The organism is Pedococcus sp. P1_H8 (genome assembly GCF_056405175.1).
Window position 1 is genome coordinate 151,979 of sequence record NZ_JBFUCP010000010.1, and the last position, 14,587, is coordinate 166,565.

10 protein-coding genes are annotated in these 14,587 nt (G+C 70.7%); 5 read left to right on the top strand and 5 right to left on the bottom strand.

The genetic code is table 11. The features are described from left to right. Positions 1-18 precede the first annotated feature (18 nt). From AC1DYG_RS15815 to AC1DYG_RS15825, 3 genes are all read left to right on the top strand, one after another. The gene (locus AC1DYG_RS15815) at positions 19-948 is read left to right on the top strand and encodes an ABC transporter substrate-binding protein (RefSeq protein ID WP_477640826.1); all 930 of its coding nucleotides are present in this window, start codon (positions 19-21) and stop codon (positions 946-948) included. Positions 949-1,231: 283 nt separating this feature from the next. Next, the gene (locus tag AC1DYG_RS15820; RefSeq protein WP_477640827.1) at positions 1,232-3,664 is read left to right on the top strand and encodes a LuxR C-terminal-related transcriptional regulator; all 2,433 of its coding nucleotides are present in this window, start codon (positions 1,232-1,234) and stop codon (positions 3,662-3,664) included. Between the two features lie 35 nt (positions 3,665-3,699). Next, a complete protein-coding gene (locus AC1DYG_RS15825; protein ID WP_477640828.1) occupies positions 3,700-4,461 on the top strand; it encodes a lysophospholipid acyltransferase family protein in 762 nt (253 codons plus the stop codon). Between the two features lie 137 nt (positions 4,462-4,598). Here AC1DYG_RS15825 and AC1DYG_RS15830 read toward each other — a convergent pair whose 3' ends face one another. Then, positions 4,599-6,908 carry a (Fe-S)-binding protein gene (locus tag AC1DYG_RS15830; protein ID WP_477640829.1) on the bottom strand — a complete coding sequence of 770 codons (2,310 nt, stop codon included), beginning with the start codon at positions 6,906-6,908 and terminating at the stop codon, positions 4,599-4,601. Positions 6,909-7,158: 250 nt separating this feature from the next. Here AC1DYG_RS15830 and cysK point away from each other — a divergent pair, with 250 nt between their 5' ends. Together cysK and cysE are read left to right on the top strand one after the other, a co-directional pair. Continuing rightward, positions 7,159-8,085: a cysteine synthase A gene (cysK, locus tag AC1DYG_RS15835; RefSeq protein WP_477614424.1), complete on the top strand. Its 927-nt coding sequence runs from the start codon at positions 7,159-7,161 to the stop codon at positions 8,083-8,085. 42 nt (positions 8,086-8,127) lie between these two features. Further along, on the top strand, positions 8,128-8,727 hold the full coding sequence (cysE, locus tag AC1DYG_RS15840) for a serine O-acetyltransferase (RefSeq protein WP_477640830.1): 600 nt from the start codon (positions 8,128-8,130) through the stop codon (positions 8,725-8,727). Here the strand turns inward: cysE and AC1DYG_RS15845 are convergent. From AC1DYG_RS15845 to AC1DYG_RS15860, 4 genes are read right to left on the bottom strand one after another with little or no spacing between them, the layout of a single operon-like run. Continuing rightward, positions 8,688-11,213, bottom strand: coding sequence for a CHAT domain-containing protein (locus AC1DYG_RS15845; RefSeq protein WP_477640831.1), 2,526 nt, complete (start codon positions 11,211-11,213; stop codon positions 8,688-8,690). The two genes, cysE and AC1DYG_RS15845, sit on opposite strands and share 40 nt — an antisense overlap. 41 nt (positions 11,214-11,254) lie before the next feature. Further along, the gene (locus tag AC1DYG_RS15850) at positions 11,255-11,791 is read right to left on the bottom strand and encodes a hypothetical protein (protein WP_477640832.1); all 537 of its coding nucleotides are present in this window, start codon (positions 11,789-11,791) and stop codon (positions 11,255-11,257) included. Then, positions 11,788-12,381: an RNA polymerase sigma factor gene (locus AC1DYG_RS15855; protein ID WP_477640836.1), complete on the bottom strand. Its 594-nt coding sequence runs from the start codon at positions 12,379-12,381 to the stop codon at positions 11,788-11,790. Before AC1DYG_RS15855 ends, AC1DYG_RS15850 begins: the two co-directional genes overlap by 4 nt. Then, complete coding sequence (locus AC1DYG_RS15860; protein ID WP_477640833.1) at positions 12,381-14,114, bottom strand: S8/S53 family peptidase; 1,734 nt, start codon at positions 14,112-14,114, stop codon at positions 12,381-12,383. The genes AC1DYG_RS15855 and AC1DYG_RS15860 overlap by 1 nt, the downstream gene beginning before the upstream one ends. Positions 14,115-14,587 lie beyond the last annotated feature (473 nt).

Genomic DNA, 14,587 nt, shown 5'->3' on the forward strand with positions numbered 1-14,587 from the left:
AACAGTAGGAGCGGGACCGTGAAGCTCACCAAGATCACCTTGACCATCGCCACGGCAGCGGCCCTCATGGCCACCGCCGCGTGCGGCAACTCCGGTGGCGACCCGCTCGCCACCACGTCCAGCTCGAGCTCGGGCGGCGCTGCCAGCAGCACCATCAAGGTCGGCTCGGCCGACTTCCCCGAGAGCGCACTGCTCGCCGAGATCTACGCCGGGGCCCTCGAGGCCAAGGGCGTCAAGGTCGAGAAGAAGCTGAACATCGGGGCTCGTGAGGCCTACATCCCGGCGCTCCAGGACGGGTCGATCGACCTCATCCCCGAATACACCGGCGTCCTGCGCGACTACTTCAAGAAGGGCCAGACGGGCACCGACGCCGAGGCCGTCTACACCGAGCTCAAGGCATCGGTTCCGGCCACGCTCACCGTGCTCGACAAGTCGGCGGCCGAGGACAAGGACGCCCTCGTCATGAAGAAGTCGCGCGCCGACGAGCTGGGCGTGAAGTCGATCGCCGACCTCGCCGCCAAGGCCAGCACGCTCACCGTGGGTGGCCCGCCCGAGTGGAAGACCCGCGACACCGGCATCCCCGGGTTCAAGAAGATCTACGGTCTGGAGTTCAAGGCGTTCCGTCCGCTCGACGCCGGTGGCCCGCTCACGCTGGCCGCGCTGAAGAACGGTCAGATCGACGCCGGTGACCTGTTCACCACCGACCCGAGCATCGCGGCCAACGACCTGGTGGCGCTCGACGACCCCAAGAACATGTACGCCGCCCAGAACGTCGTGCCGCTCATCACCAAGAGCAAGAGCAACGCGACCATCGAAGGTGCCCTCAATGCCGTGTCGGCCAAGCTCGACACCGCCACCTTGGCAGCCCTGCTCAAGGAGGTCGTCGTCGACAAGAAGGATCCCGACGTGGTGGCCAAGGAGTTCCTGACCAAGAACAGCCTGAGCTGACCCGCGTCAGCCAGCAGGCCTCAGCACGACCCAGCACGACCCAGCAGGACCCCGGACAGGAAGAAGGCCGGGGGTGGGCTCCCCCCGGAACCCGCACCCGGCCTTTCGGCGTGACCCCCCGGTCCGCCTGTCCCAGATCCGCCGCTTCGGGAGGTGCCCCTCCGCAACTCCCGCAACGTCGGATCCAGGATCTCCGTTGTCCATCAGAGTGCCCGTGGGTCGTGGGGACCGGCATCGGTGAAACCACCGATCTTGGTCAGCGGGTTTTCGATAGCCTGTCCGAATGCTGACTCCGTGCGTGGGTCGCGACGACGATCTCGATCGCCTCCGGCTCCTGCTCGGCAGCAACCGATGGGTGACGCTGACGGGCGCTCCCGGGTGCGGAAAGACCCTCGTGGCCCGGCACACCGCCAGCACCGCACCGGCCGTGGCCTGGGTCCCCGCCCACCGGCACACGACGACCGAGTCGCTCGTCACCGCGTGTCTTGATGCCCTCGATGCCGAGGTCGCCCCCGGTGACTCGCCGACGTTGGCACTCAAGCGAGCCCTGGATGGTCGCGACACCCTGTTGGTGCTCGACGGAGTGGACGCGATCGAGGGTCTCGGCGGGGTGCTCAACGACCTCGTCGAGGATGCCGAGGACTGGAAGCTCCTGTGCACCGCGACCACGGTGGCGGGACGCCCCCATGAGCAGGCGATGAAGCTGCCACCGCTGCCCGTTCCGTCGACTCGCGGGGCGTTGGAGGGTCCGGCCCTCGAGCTGTTGCTGGCCCGAGTGGCCGCGGCCGGCGGGCACTCGGTCGACCTCGACAGGCACGACGCCATCCTGCGGCGGTTGTTGCGAGCCAGCGGGGGCCTGCCCTCGCTGGTCGAGCAGCTGGCCGTCCAGATCGCGCTCATCGGGGTCAGCGACGTCTCGCCGGCCGGCACCCTCGCCGAGGCCATCCGGCGGTCCTACGACCTGCTCGATGCAGAGCAGCAGCAGTGCTTCCGGCGGCTCGCTGTGATCGGTCGCCCGCTCGGGCTCGATGTCCTCGCGGATGTGTGCGGCGTCAGTCGGCCCCAGGCCGTCCAGCTCGCGTCGGCCCTCGCCCGGCGCAGCCTCGTCGAGGTGCACCCTGACGGCAGCTTCGACCTGTTGCCCCCGATGAGGGAGGTCGGTCGAGCCTTCGCCAAGGCCACGGACGATGCCCAGGAGTCACTGGCCGGCCTGCTGGCCTGGGCCGACCGCGTCATTCCGCAGGCCGTCAACGAAGGGTCCGCCGATGCGCCCTTCCTCAGCCAGCTGGCCCTCGTCGACACCGCCGTCCGCCAGGCGTGTGCCGTCGAAGCCACCCGCCCGCGCGGCTACGCCATCGCCAACCGGGCCTTCCCCTCCCTCTCGGCCGCCATGCGGGCCCGCGAAGCCCTGGACATGATGGACGCCGCCCTCTCCAGCGGCGACGGGCCGCCCATCATCGGCTCGCAGCTGGCCCGCCGAGCCGGCATCTGCGCGTCGGAGGTGCGCGGCACCTACGAGGGACTTCGTCTGCTCGACCGGTCCGAGGAGCACGCGAGCGCCCTGGACGGACCGATGCGCGACGTCGAGCTGGCCCGGACCGCGGCCATCCGTGCCGAGATGCACCTGGACGCCGGGGACCTGGTCGCGGCGCGCGCCGATGCCGAGCGAACCCTCGCCCTCGGCGGCGACGACCCCTACGTCATCCGGCAGGTCCGACGCACCCTGATGGACGTCCGCGTCTCAGCCGGTGACTTCGCCGAGGCCGAGAAGCTGGCAGCCGTCATCGTGGACTCGCCCCCTCCCGACGAAGTCTGGATCGCGCTGTCCGCGCGCACGATGCAGGCCAAGATCGCCTGGGAGCAGGGGCGCCTGGTCGAGGCGGCCTCGTTGGCGCTCTTCGCCCGCACCCAGGCCGAGGAGATCCGCGAGGACCGCATCGCCCTGCTCGCCGACACGGTGCACCGCATGGTCTCGGGTGAGCCGGGCCTGGCCGTCGATGCCGAGACCCTGCCCTGGGCCGTCCGCCTGGTCGTCCAGCTCCAGGATGCCCGCGACCTGTTGGCGGTCGGCGATGTCAGCCGCGCTGCAGGACGGGCCGCCGACATCGTCGTGCTGGCCGACAGCAGCAAGCTGGGTCGGGACGCGGTCGAGGCGAGACTCCTCGTGGCCGACGCCCTGATGTCACTGGGCGAACCCGCACAGGCGCAGGCCTCCTACCTGTCCGTGCTGCGGCGGGCGGCCGAGGTCCCGATGCCGTTGCGGGCCGCCGACGCGCTCGACGGCTTGGCGGCCATCGCCGCCGAGTCGGGCACGGCGGCATACCGGCCGGTGGCGGGGGCCGCGGCAGCGCTGCGTGTCAGCCGCCGCGCCGTGGGCCGCGATCGTCCCGGCGTCGCGTATGCCGCGGGAGCCATTCGTGACTGTCCCGCCGGCTGGCTGGAGCGCGGTCAGTTCACCACGCAGGGTGTCGCCGCGGTGGCGGCCCTGTTTGCCGGTCAGGTCGCGCCCGAGGCGTCCTCGTCACCGCTGCACGTGTTGACCAAAGCCGAACGCGGCGTCGCCGAGCTCGTGGCTGAGGGCCTCACCAGCCGGCAGATCGCGGAGCAGCTGTTCGTGTCGCCGCGCACGGTCGATGCCCACCTGTCGCACATCTTCCGCAAGCTCGAGATCGCCTCGCGGGCCAAGCTCGCGGCCCTGATGGTCGAGGTCGCCTGAGCAGGCGACTGCGGCCGCGGCTCCGAATGCCTCCCGTGCCGGACCTCACCTATCGCCTCGTCATCGGGCTCTGCCGCGGGTTGTTCCGCGCGTTCGGCCTGCGGATCACCGTGTCTGGTGCCGATCGACTGCCGACCGAGGGGCCGGTCGTCGTCGCCGCGAACCACAGCAGCTTCCTCGACTTCATGTTCGTCGGCCTCGCCGGTGTGCAGCGGGGCAGGCTCGTGCGGTTCATGGCCAAGGAGTCGGTGTTCCGGTCGCGGTTGTCCGGTCCGCTAATGCGCGGGATGCGGCACCTCCCGGTCGACCGTGCCCACGGTGAGCTCGCTGCCCGACAGGCACTGCGGGCGTTGCAGGCCGGCGAGGTCGTGGGGGTCTATCCCGAGGCGACGATCGGGCGGGCGTTCGTCGTCAAGGATCGCGCGGACTTCAGGCGGGGTGCGGCCTACCTCGCCCTCGCGACCGGAGCGCCACTGGTCCCGGTGGCGCACTGGGGTGTCCACCGCATCTTCACCGTCGACGGCCGCTACTCGCTGCGTCGCGGCAAAGCGGTCGACGTGGTCGTCGGGGAGCCGCTCGTGCCGCTGGCGGGGGAGACCGCCGAAGCCCTCACCGCTCGGTTGCACGACAGCCTGGACGCCATGGTCGACAAGCTGGTGGCGCGCTATCCCCAGCCGCCGGGCGATCCGGCCGCCGCCTGGTGGTGGCCCGCCTCCCGTGGTGGCGCCGCGCCGACCGTCGACGTCGCCAGAGGTCTCGACGAAGCCGCGGTCCTCCGGGTCGACACCCGCCACTGACCCGGCCTCGCGCCTTACCCCCCAGCCATTTCCCTAACTTCTGCTAGCAGAGGTTGGCTCGCTCAGCAGACGTTGCAACCTCTGCTGAGCGAGCCAAGGTCTGCTAGCAGAAGTTAGCGACATGGCGCGGGGGACGGTCAGGGAGAGGGGACTGGCAGCGGCTCGTCGTCGCGGCGCTTGACGGCGGCGAGGAGCATCTGGGCGACGTCGACGACTTCGACGTCTTCGCCCTTGCCCTCGGACTGGGCGGCGGTGAGGCCGTCGGACATCATCACCCGGCAGAACGGGCAGCCGATCGCGATTCGCTCCGCGCCGGTGCCGATGGCCTCCTCGGTGCGGTTGGTGTTGATCCGCGTGCCGAGCTTCTCCTCCATCCACATGCGGGCGCCACCGGCGCCGCAGCAGAACGACTTCTCCTTGGTGCGCTCCATCTCGCGCAGCTCGACACCGGGCAGGGCGCCGATCAACTCGCGCGGCGGGGCGTAGACGCCGTTGTGGCGGCCGAGGTAGCACGGGTCGTGGTAGGTCACCGTCGCGGCGGTGGAGGCGACGTCCTTGGTGGAGGACTTGCCCGGCACGTCGGCGGGGCGGGCGACCGGGACGAGCTTCTTCTCGCGGACGAGCCGGTTGAGCAGCTGGGTGTGGTGGACGACCTCGTACTTGCCGCCGAGCTGGGGGTACTCGTTCTTGATGGTGTTGAAGCAGTGCGCGCAGGTGACGACGATCTTGGTGGCGCCGGCCTCGTTGAGGGTCTCGACGTTCTGGGCGGCGAGCATCTGGAAAAGGAACTCGTTGCCGGCCCGTCGCGCCGAGTCGCCGGTGCAGGACTCGCCGTCGCCGAGGATCGCGAAGGTGACCCCGGCCTGGTCGAGCAGCTCGGCCACGGCGCGGGTGGTCTTCTTGGCGCGGTCCTCGTAGGCGCCGGCGCAGCCGACCCAGAACAGGTAGTCCACGTCGTCGGCGGACTCGACGTCCTGGCCGAGGATCTTGACCTCGAAGGGCAGGTCCTTGGCCCAGTCGAGGCGGGCGCGGGCGGCCATGCCCCAGGGGTTGCCCTTGTTCTCGAGGTTCTTGAACAGGCCGTTCAGCTCGTTGGGGAACGCCGACTCGATGAGCACCTGGTAGCGGCGCATGTCGACGATCGCGTCGACGTGCTCGATGTCGACGGGGCACTGCTCGACGCAGGCGCCACAGGTGGTGCAGGACCACAGCACGTCCTGGTCGATGACCGCGTCGGGGCCGTGCGGGTTGTAGGCCGCGAGCGGGTTGGTGATGTCGTAGCCGGTGTCGCCGACCAGCGGCACCGTTGACACGGCAGTCAGCGTGTCGTCCTTGGCTTCCAGGCCCTCGCGCTCGGACTCGGTGGCCAGCAGCCACGGGGCCTTGGCGTGGGCGTGGTCGCGCATCGCCATGACGAGCATCTTGGGCGACAGCGGCTTGTCGGTGTTCCAGGCCGGGCACTGGGACTGGCAGCGGCCGCACTCGGTGCAGGTGGTGAAGTCGAGCAGGCCCTTCCAGGTGAAGTCCTCGACCTTGCCGACTCCGAGGGCGGCGTCCTCGTCGAGGTCCTCGATGTTCTCGAAGTCGACCGGCTCACCCTTGACCATCAGCGGCTGCAGCTCACCCAGGGACGTGCGGCCGTCGGCGTGCCGCTTGAGGAAGATGTTGAAGAACGCCAGGAACCGGTGCCACGCGACACCCATGGTGGGCTGCAACGAGATGGTGATCATCCACGCGAACGAGATCAGGATCTTCACCGCCGCAACCACGACGACGACCTTCTCCAGCGTGCTCACAGAGGCGCCGTCGAACGCACCCCCGAGCCAGCCGGTCAGCGGGTAGTGCAGCGCGTTCGCGTGACCCACCGCGGTCGTACCGGTCGTCCCGCCGAGCTTCTCCAGCGCGTACTCCAGCGCCCGCAGGGTGATGATGCAGATCGTGACGCCGAGGATGGTCAGCTCGACGTAGTAGGCCTGCCACCAGGTCGATCCGAAGAACCGCGAGCGACGCCCGCCCTCACCGGCGGCCGAGCGCGGGTGGTTCTTCTGCCGGATCACCATGAGCGTGACGATGCCGACCAGCCCGGTCCAGGCGAAGAACTCGGTGACCCACTCGTACAGGAAGAAGTGCCCGATGACCGGCAGTGCGAAGTCGGCCTTGACCAGCTGCCCGAACGCGTTGACCAGCGTGAAGAACAGCACCCCGAAGCTGATCATCGTGAACCAGTGCGCCACCGCGACGACTGGCAGCCGCGACATGCGGGTGTGCCCCAGGAACTCGCGCAGCAGCGTCACCGTCCTCGCGCCCTTGTCACCCGTGCGGGTGCCGTCGGGCTGACCCAGCCGGAAGACGGACAAGAACTGCCGGATGACCCGTGCGAACAGGGCGATCCCCACGAGGGCAACCACTCCGCAGACGACGAGCGCGACGATCTCGAGCGCAGACATGGCCGTCACTCTACTGGCTGGTAAGCGCCTGCTTAGCAGGATTGTGAGCAGGCTCAAAGCACGGATGAGCAGACCCAAGAGCGCGACGTATGCCGTGCGAGGAGCTTGCGTTGCCCGCCACGTGGGCGAGCGTTGCCAGAATGCATAACGATCTGTTGGAATACGCATAACGTCTGGTTCGCTGAACAGGACGAACGTCCACGTCCGCGCGCACGGCAGGCGCGCGGCATACGAACGCAAGGAAGCGCGCATGCCCATCTATGACGACGTCACCCAGCTCATCGGCAACACGCCCCTCGTGCGGATCAACCGGTTGATCGACAGCGAGGCCACCGTCGCGGCGAAGCTGGAGTTCTACAACCCGGCCTCGTCGGTCAAGGACCGCATCGGTGTCTCGATCATCGACGCGGCCGAAGCCGCCGGTGAGCTCAAGCCGGGCGGCACCATCGTCGAAGCCACCTCGGGCAACACGGGGATCGCGCTGGCCATGGTGGGTGCGGCCCGCGGCTACAACGTGGTGCTCACGATGCCCGAGACGATGAGCAAGGAGCGCCGGGCGCTGCTGCGCGCCTATGGCGCCGAGCTCGTCCTCACCGAGGGCGCGCTGGGCATGAAGGGCGCTGTGGCCAAGTCCGAGGAGATCGCGGCGGAGCGTGGCGGGATCCTCGCCCGGCAGTTCGCCAACGAGGCCAACCCCGAGATCCACCGCAAGACGACGGCCGAGGAGATCTGGAAGGACACCGACGGCCAGGTCGACATCGTCGTCGCGGGCATCGGGACGGGCGGCACCATCACGGGCGTCGGACAGGTTCTCAAGGCTCGCAAGCCCGGTGTGCAGATCGTCGCCGTCGAGCCGGCCGAGTCGCCGATCCTCAACGGTGGCGAGCCCGGCCCCCACAAGATCCAGGGCATCGGCGCCAACTTCGTGCCCGAGATCCTCGACCGCACTGTGTACGACGAGGTCATCGACATCAACGCCGAGACGGCGGTCGAGTGGGCCAAGCGCGCGGCCAAGGAGGAGGGCCTGCTCGTCGGGATCTCCTCGGGCGCGGCGCTCGCGGCGGCCGACCAAGTCGCCCGGCGTCCCGAGAACGCCGGCAAGACGATCGTCGTCATCATCCCGTCGTTCGGTGAGCGCTACCTGTCGACGATCCTCTTCTCCGACCTGCTCGACTGACCCACTGACCGACCCGACCCGACCCAAGGTGGCGCTTCTTCCGTGACCCTCGCCCTGTATGCCCGGCGCGCGCGCAGCCGCATCGTCGACGACCTCGACGCCGCGATCGCCCGCGACCCAGCCGCGACGTCGCGGGTTGACGTCGCGCTGAACTCGCCTGGGCTGCACGCCATCTGGACCTACCGGTTCGCCCACCGCCTCTGGTTGCGCGGCGGCTGGGCGAAGCCGGTGGCCCGCGTCGTCATGACGATGGCGCGTTCGGTGACGGGGGTCGAGATCCACCCCGGTGCGGTGATCGGACACCGGTTCTTCATCGACCACGGGATGGGTGTCGTGATCGGCGAGACGGCCGAGGTCGGAGACGACGTGATGCTCTATCACGGCGTCACGCTGGGTGGTCGCTCGTTGCAGCGCGTCAAGCGGCATCCCACTGTTGGATCGCGGGTCACGATCGGCGCCGGTGCCCGCATCCTCGGTCCCGTCTACATCGGTGACGACGTGCAGATCGGCGCGAACTCCGTCGTGGTCAAAGACGTTCCGGCTGGCGCGATTGCCACGGGGATTCCGGCCGTGATCCGCTTCCCGCAGGGGCATGAAGACCCCTACGAGGCCATGTTCAAGGACCCTGCCCTCTGGATCTGAGCCCTTTCCGGTCGCCAGTCGGTGCCGTAGAGGCAGAAGGCGCCGGCGCCCGGGTGTTCGGTCAGCGTCGCGGCCAGGGCTTCCGACGCGGAGTCGCCGTCAGCCAGGTGCCGGTGGTAGGTCCCCATCGCCACGGCCGCTGCGGCGTCTGACACGGGGGCCACCGGCGCGACGACGCTGCGAACGCCCAGGGCCATCAGCGCGGCCGTGAGCCCGAGGGGCTCGTCGCCCGGGCGGGGGTCGAGCCGTCCCACGTCGCACGCCGACAGCACGACGTGGTGCGCCGTCGCCTGTCGCGGGAGCTCGTGCGCGAAGACGGGGCCGTCGGCCATCCGCAACGAGGAGAACCACGGGCTCTGGCGCTCGTGGGTGCCGTGCGCCGCCACGTGGACCAGGCCGGCACCGGACAAGGCCTCCCGGACAGTCTGTGCCGTCGCGCCCTCGTGGCGGGTCGCCAGGGCGCCGACGCGCTCCCAGGCCGTGGTCACCGCGGCCGCCTCTGCGGCGGCGCGGTCGAGCCTCGGCCCCGTCAGCGTCGTGACCCTGAGCCGCTCCACCGGAGCGGCCTCGGACGACAGCAGCGGGGTCGACCAGCGGGTCAGGGACGGGGCGATCGTGACCGGTCGGCCCGAGAGGCTGGGCAGCATCCCCCAGGGCGCCGCCATGAGGGTCCGCCCCGGCACCACGACGACGGGTCCCTCGTCCAGCTGCACGTCGGCGAAGAGCCGCTGGTCGAGGGCGGCCAGGGAGCCGGCCACGGCTCGGCCGACCGCCGCCTCCAGGGCTGGGTTGGTGCCGGCGAACGCGTGCGCGTGGAGGTCCCGTGTGAGCCGGTCTGCCAGACCCGCGACCTCGGCGGCGGCACCTACGTGGTGCAGGCGGGTGCCCGTGGCAGTCACGACCAGGACGTACTCCTCCCCCTCCTGCGCGACCCAGACCAGGGCCTGTTCGCCCCGCGACCCGAGCAGCTCGCGGGTGGCGGCATGGCCGACCGGGGCCACCGCGGCCGCGACCCCGTCGTCCTCGGCGCGCGACCAGTCCAGGCGGCTGACCTCCCACTCGAGCTCGGCGGCGCGAGCGCGCTGGCGAGCCCCCTCCTCTCCGGGTGCGGCTCCCTCACGACGGGCCTGGCGCAGCTCGGCGACCAGCTCGGCCGAACGCCCGTCCTCCGGTGTCGACAGCAGCGGCAGGCGGTGGGACACCGCGCGCCAGCGCTCCACGGCGTCGAAGATCCGCACGGGCGATCCGCTGGCCAGGGCGTCGTTGACGTCGAAGTCGGCGATCCGGCGGCCGTGCAGGGCCAGGGCCGAACGGATCTCGACGCTCTGGCTCGGCGCCTGGCGCTCGGTCAGCCTGTGCATCGCCGAGCGCACCGCCCGGCGGGACCTGGTGCTGTCGCCCTGCGCCGCAGCGACCTTGGCGACCAGGAGGCGGTCGTGCATGTCGGCAGCGAAACCCTGGCGCACCCGTCCCCGCAGCCGCTGCGCGGCATACCCGGCCTCGGCGACCTGGCCCCGGAGCAGGAGCGCCTCGACGTGCACCCGCGCCGCGAGGCGCTCGTCGGGCGTGACCGGTCGATCAACGCCCAACCAGGGCGCGAGGGTCCGGTCGAGGGCGCGGGGCACGACCCCGTCCGTCACGGCGACCCAGGCACGCAGCAGGGCGGCGCTCCGCTGGCGCTCGCCCGCCCCTCTGGCGCGGAAGGCGGCCACGGCGGCGTCGAGGTGGTCACGCGCGGTCGCCAGGTCGTCGCGCAGCAGCGCGGTCGTCGCGAGGTCGAGCCGCAGGTCGGCCTCCTCGAGGCGGTGGCCGTCGCGCTTGGCCTCGTCGAGTGCGCGGGTCAGGGTCTCGCGCGCCTGGTCGAGCAGCCCGACCTCGAGCAGGACCAGCGCCAGGTCGTGCTGGGCCCTGACCCGGCCGACCTGCACGTCCATCTCGTCGGCCTCCCGCATCAGGCGGATGGCCTCCGGGAGGCGGCCCGCGTAGTACTCGAGGCATCCGAGGTTGTGGCGGACCTTGAACTCCTGCTCCACGAGCCCGTGCTCCACGCTGATCTCGAGCGCGGTCCTGAGTTCGGTGCGGGCCGGTCCGAGCTCGAGCAGTGAGAGGTGGGCCAGCCCCGCGTTGATCCGCGCCGCGACCTCCTCGCCCGGCACGAGCAACCCGTCGGTGTCGCCGAGCCTGTCCAGGGCCGCGAGGGCCGACCGCCAGTCCTGGCAGGAGACGTGGACGACTGCCTCCTGGATCCAGCTCAGCGCGCGCAGCCGGGCGGAGTCGCTCTGCTCACGGGACTCGGCCAGCATCGCCAGCGCCTGGTCCAGCCCGTGCAGTGCCAGGGTCGGCCAGGCCAGGGTGATGAGCAGCCGCGCCCGCGTCGACACCCGCTCCTCGCCGTCCAGGCGCTCAGCCAGCACGAGGGCGCGACGGAGCGAGCGCTCGGCGTCACGGAACCGGCCGATCTCGTTGAGGTTCCGCGCTCGGGCCAAGAGCTCGGCGACCTGGTGGTCAGCAACCTCGATGTCGTACCTCAGATCTCGATGGCGGGAGTGATGACCGGGCGGCTCTGCGGGTCGTCGAGCCGCCGCATGACGAGGTGGACGAGGCCGCGCTCGACGGACGCGAAGGTGAAGCGGCCGGCGTCGTCGGTCGTGGTCTCCTGGGTTCGCGAGCGTTCGCGCAGCTCGACGTGCGTGGGTCCGGTGGTGACCCAGCCGCTCAGCCGGGCGCCACCGCCGTCCACCAATTCGATCGTGATCATCGCGCTGAGCTGGTCGCTGGAGAACGTGATGGTGCCGGCGCGGTCGTACTGCGTGGAGCGAACGCCTGCGAGCTCGGCGGTCGTCGTGGTGATCTCGGCAACCTCCGCCTCGAGCGCGGCCACCGACATCGCGAACTTGGCCCGCTCGGCCAGGCCACTCGGCACCGGGTCGCTCGCCTGCAGGACGGTCCGCAGCGTCGCGAGCGCCCTGAGGTCCTGGTCGTCGATCTCGCCGAGTGCCTCCGCTTCCCAGTCGCCGCCGCTCCAGTCATCGCCGCCCCAGTCGCCGCTCACGCCGCCGCTCATGATGTCGCCCACCCGGGGTCGCCGAGCAGGGCAGTTCGGAGCTTCGCCAGGCACCGCCCACGCGTGGGACCGATGCTGCCGACCGGCATGCCGAGCGCGTCGGCGACCTGCGCGTAGTCGGGCCGGTCGGCGAGGGCGATCACCCGGAGCAGCTGCTGGCAGCGCTCGGGCAGGTCCTTGAAGTGCCGCCAGAGCAACCCCTGCTCCTGGCTGCGCACGACGACTTCGGCAGGTTCGTCACTGGTCGTGGCAACGTCAGGCATCGCGTCTCCCATGTCCTCGCGGACGTCCTCGCGCCGGGCCCGCTTGGACACCGCCCAGGCCTCGCGTCGGGTGGTCGTGAGCAGCCACTTCAGCACGCCCTGGGGGTCGGTGATCCCCGACGCGTGCTGGACCAGCGACAGCCACGTGTTTTGCACGACGTCCTCGGCCTGGGGGCCGCTGAGGCCCTGCGCCCGGGCGGTGTGCCAGAGCAGCGTGGTGGTGCTGTCCACCAGCTGCGACATCGCCTCCGGGCGGCCGTCCCGGTAGTCCGCGAAGGCGCGTGCCGCTAGCTCGGCGAGGCTGCGGGTGCCGCCCTCCGCGTGCATCACCGCTGGCCCCCCTCGGGAGCATCGAGCGTCGCGATGGCCTTGGACAGCCCTTCGACCCGTGCCTTGGCGACTTCCTCGGCCCGGGTCCGGGGATCGGTGGACTCGCCCTGCGCCGTCGAGAAGGTGACCCCCCACCAGCCCTCGCGGACGAGGCAGGCAGCGAGGTCACCGGCATACGCAGGCGCTGCGAACGAGGTGCCGCTCCAGAGGGCGAACCCGCTCGAGTAGTCGTCGGGGTCGCACGACCCGCGCAGCGGGCGGGCTGCCGCCGGGTCAGGTGCGCCCGGCTGGAGCAGGACCGACTGCAGGCTGCCGTTGAACGTGGTCGGCATGGTGCTCACCACCGCGGTCCCACACCGATAGGTGCGTACCCATGGACCGGTGTTGGAGTAGACCGACACCGTGCGGCCGTCGGGGTTGTGCGAGCCGACGCTCATCACGGGCAGGTCGAAACCACCCGCGACCGCGAAGGCTGCGGGGTAGAACTCGTGGTTGGTGCCGCCGTTCCCGGCCGCGGCCACCACCGCGACGCCGGTGCTGGCCAGCGCCCTCAGGATGCCGCAGAACGCCGGCTCGTCGTCGAACTCCCCAGGTGTCTCGTGGTAGTACCCGAGCGAGAGCGACAGGACGTCGATCGCCGGCCCCTTGTCGCCATCTCGGTACGCCAGCAGCTGGCGGACGTAGAGGAGTCCGAGCGTCTCGACGAGGAAGGCCTCGTCGGTGACACCGTCGCCGTGCATGACGGGCACGATCATCAGCGTGGCGTCGGGGCAGCGCTGCCGCACCACGCCCGCGATGAAGGTGCCGTGCCCGGCCAGTGGGTCGAGCAGCCCGTTGACCCGGTCGAGGGTGCAACCGGACCCCTCCGGGTCGTCGTCGGGGCTGAAGCGCTCACCGATGGGTATGCCGTCGACGGTCACGTTCCGGAGGACGCCGTAGCCGAACCAGGGGTGCTGCCCGAGTCCGGTATCGAGCAGCGCGACGACCGGTCCCTTCGGGTCGCCCGCGTCCTCGCACTCTGCTCCATCGACGGAGGTTTCCGCGGTGTAGCCCAGTGGCGCTGGTGCAGGACCGGCCCAGACCACCGGGCATCGGGGCGAGGGTCCGCCGCCGGGCATCTGCACGTCGCCGTCGCCCACGCCCGAGCCGTACCCGACCCCTGACCCGTAGCCGACGCCGGACCCGTAGCCCACCCCCGAGCCGTACCCGACCCCCGAGCCGTAGCCGACGCCGGACCCGTAGCCCACGCCGGACCCGTAGCCAGCGGCGGTCATGATGTGGCTGAGGCTCACCGACTTGGCGGACTGGGGGTCCTCCGCGCGCAGCGTCTGCAGGATCAGCCAGGCGTCCGGAGCCACGACGGGACGGTCCGGCAACGGCGTGAACAGCACCGTCGTGGAGAGGGCGCCGTCGACCTGGGCCTCGAGCTCGTTCCGCTGGAGCAGCGCCTCGAACTGTGGGTTCCGCTGGGCGTCGGCCGAGTAGCCCAACCGCTGGGCGATCCCCTTCAGCGCGGTGATCGGACCTTCCGCCGACTGGGTGGCGAGCCCGCGCACGAGCAGGCGGTTGCCGACATACAAGGTGGGGGCGAGGGCGTCATCCCCATCGAGCCGCACCGCCTTGGCGGGGTCGAGCACCCGCACGTCCAGGCGCCGGGCCGCCGAGCGCGGGATCGCGACCCAGGGTGTGGGTCCCGGTCCAGGGGGCGGCGGGGGGACTGATGCGGCCATCGGATCTCCTGAGGGTCGTGTCGACCACGCGTGCGTTGTTCAGCGTAGTGAGGGAATGCTCATCTGACAGGAGAACCAGACGGGCTGGTTGATACCGGACAACCGCCGAAAACTCCGCCGAAAAGATTTCTCGCCGGCGATGTATCAGGACCCCGGGTGCGGACTCTTGTCCAGTGTCAGACCTGGTCGGGGGACCGAGGAGGACACAACGGAGAGGACGCCTCATGTCGTGCAGGACCTGTCGCAGGGGGCGACGGGTCCGGGCGATGAAGGACCGCTGGTCACAGGGGTGCCAGCGGGCTGGACGGCAGGTCGTGGGGGCGTGCTGCCGTCCCGCCCTTCGGGGCGCGTCGCCGGGTAGGTCAGGGTGTGGAAGGTGCTGGTCAGGGGTTTCCAGCACGCGCCCAGCCGGACCTCCTCGGCGACGCCGTTGAGTCCAGCAACACAGAAGCGGCACGGCATACCGGACTCCG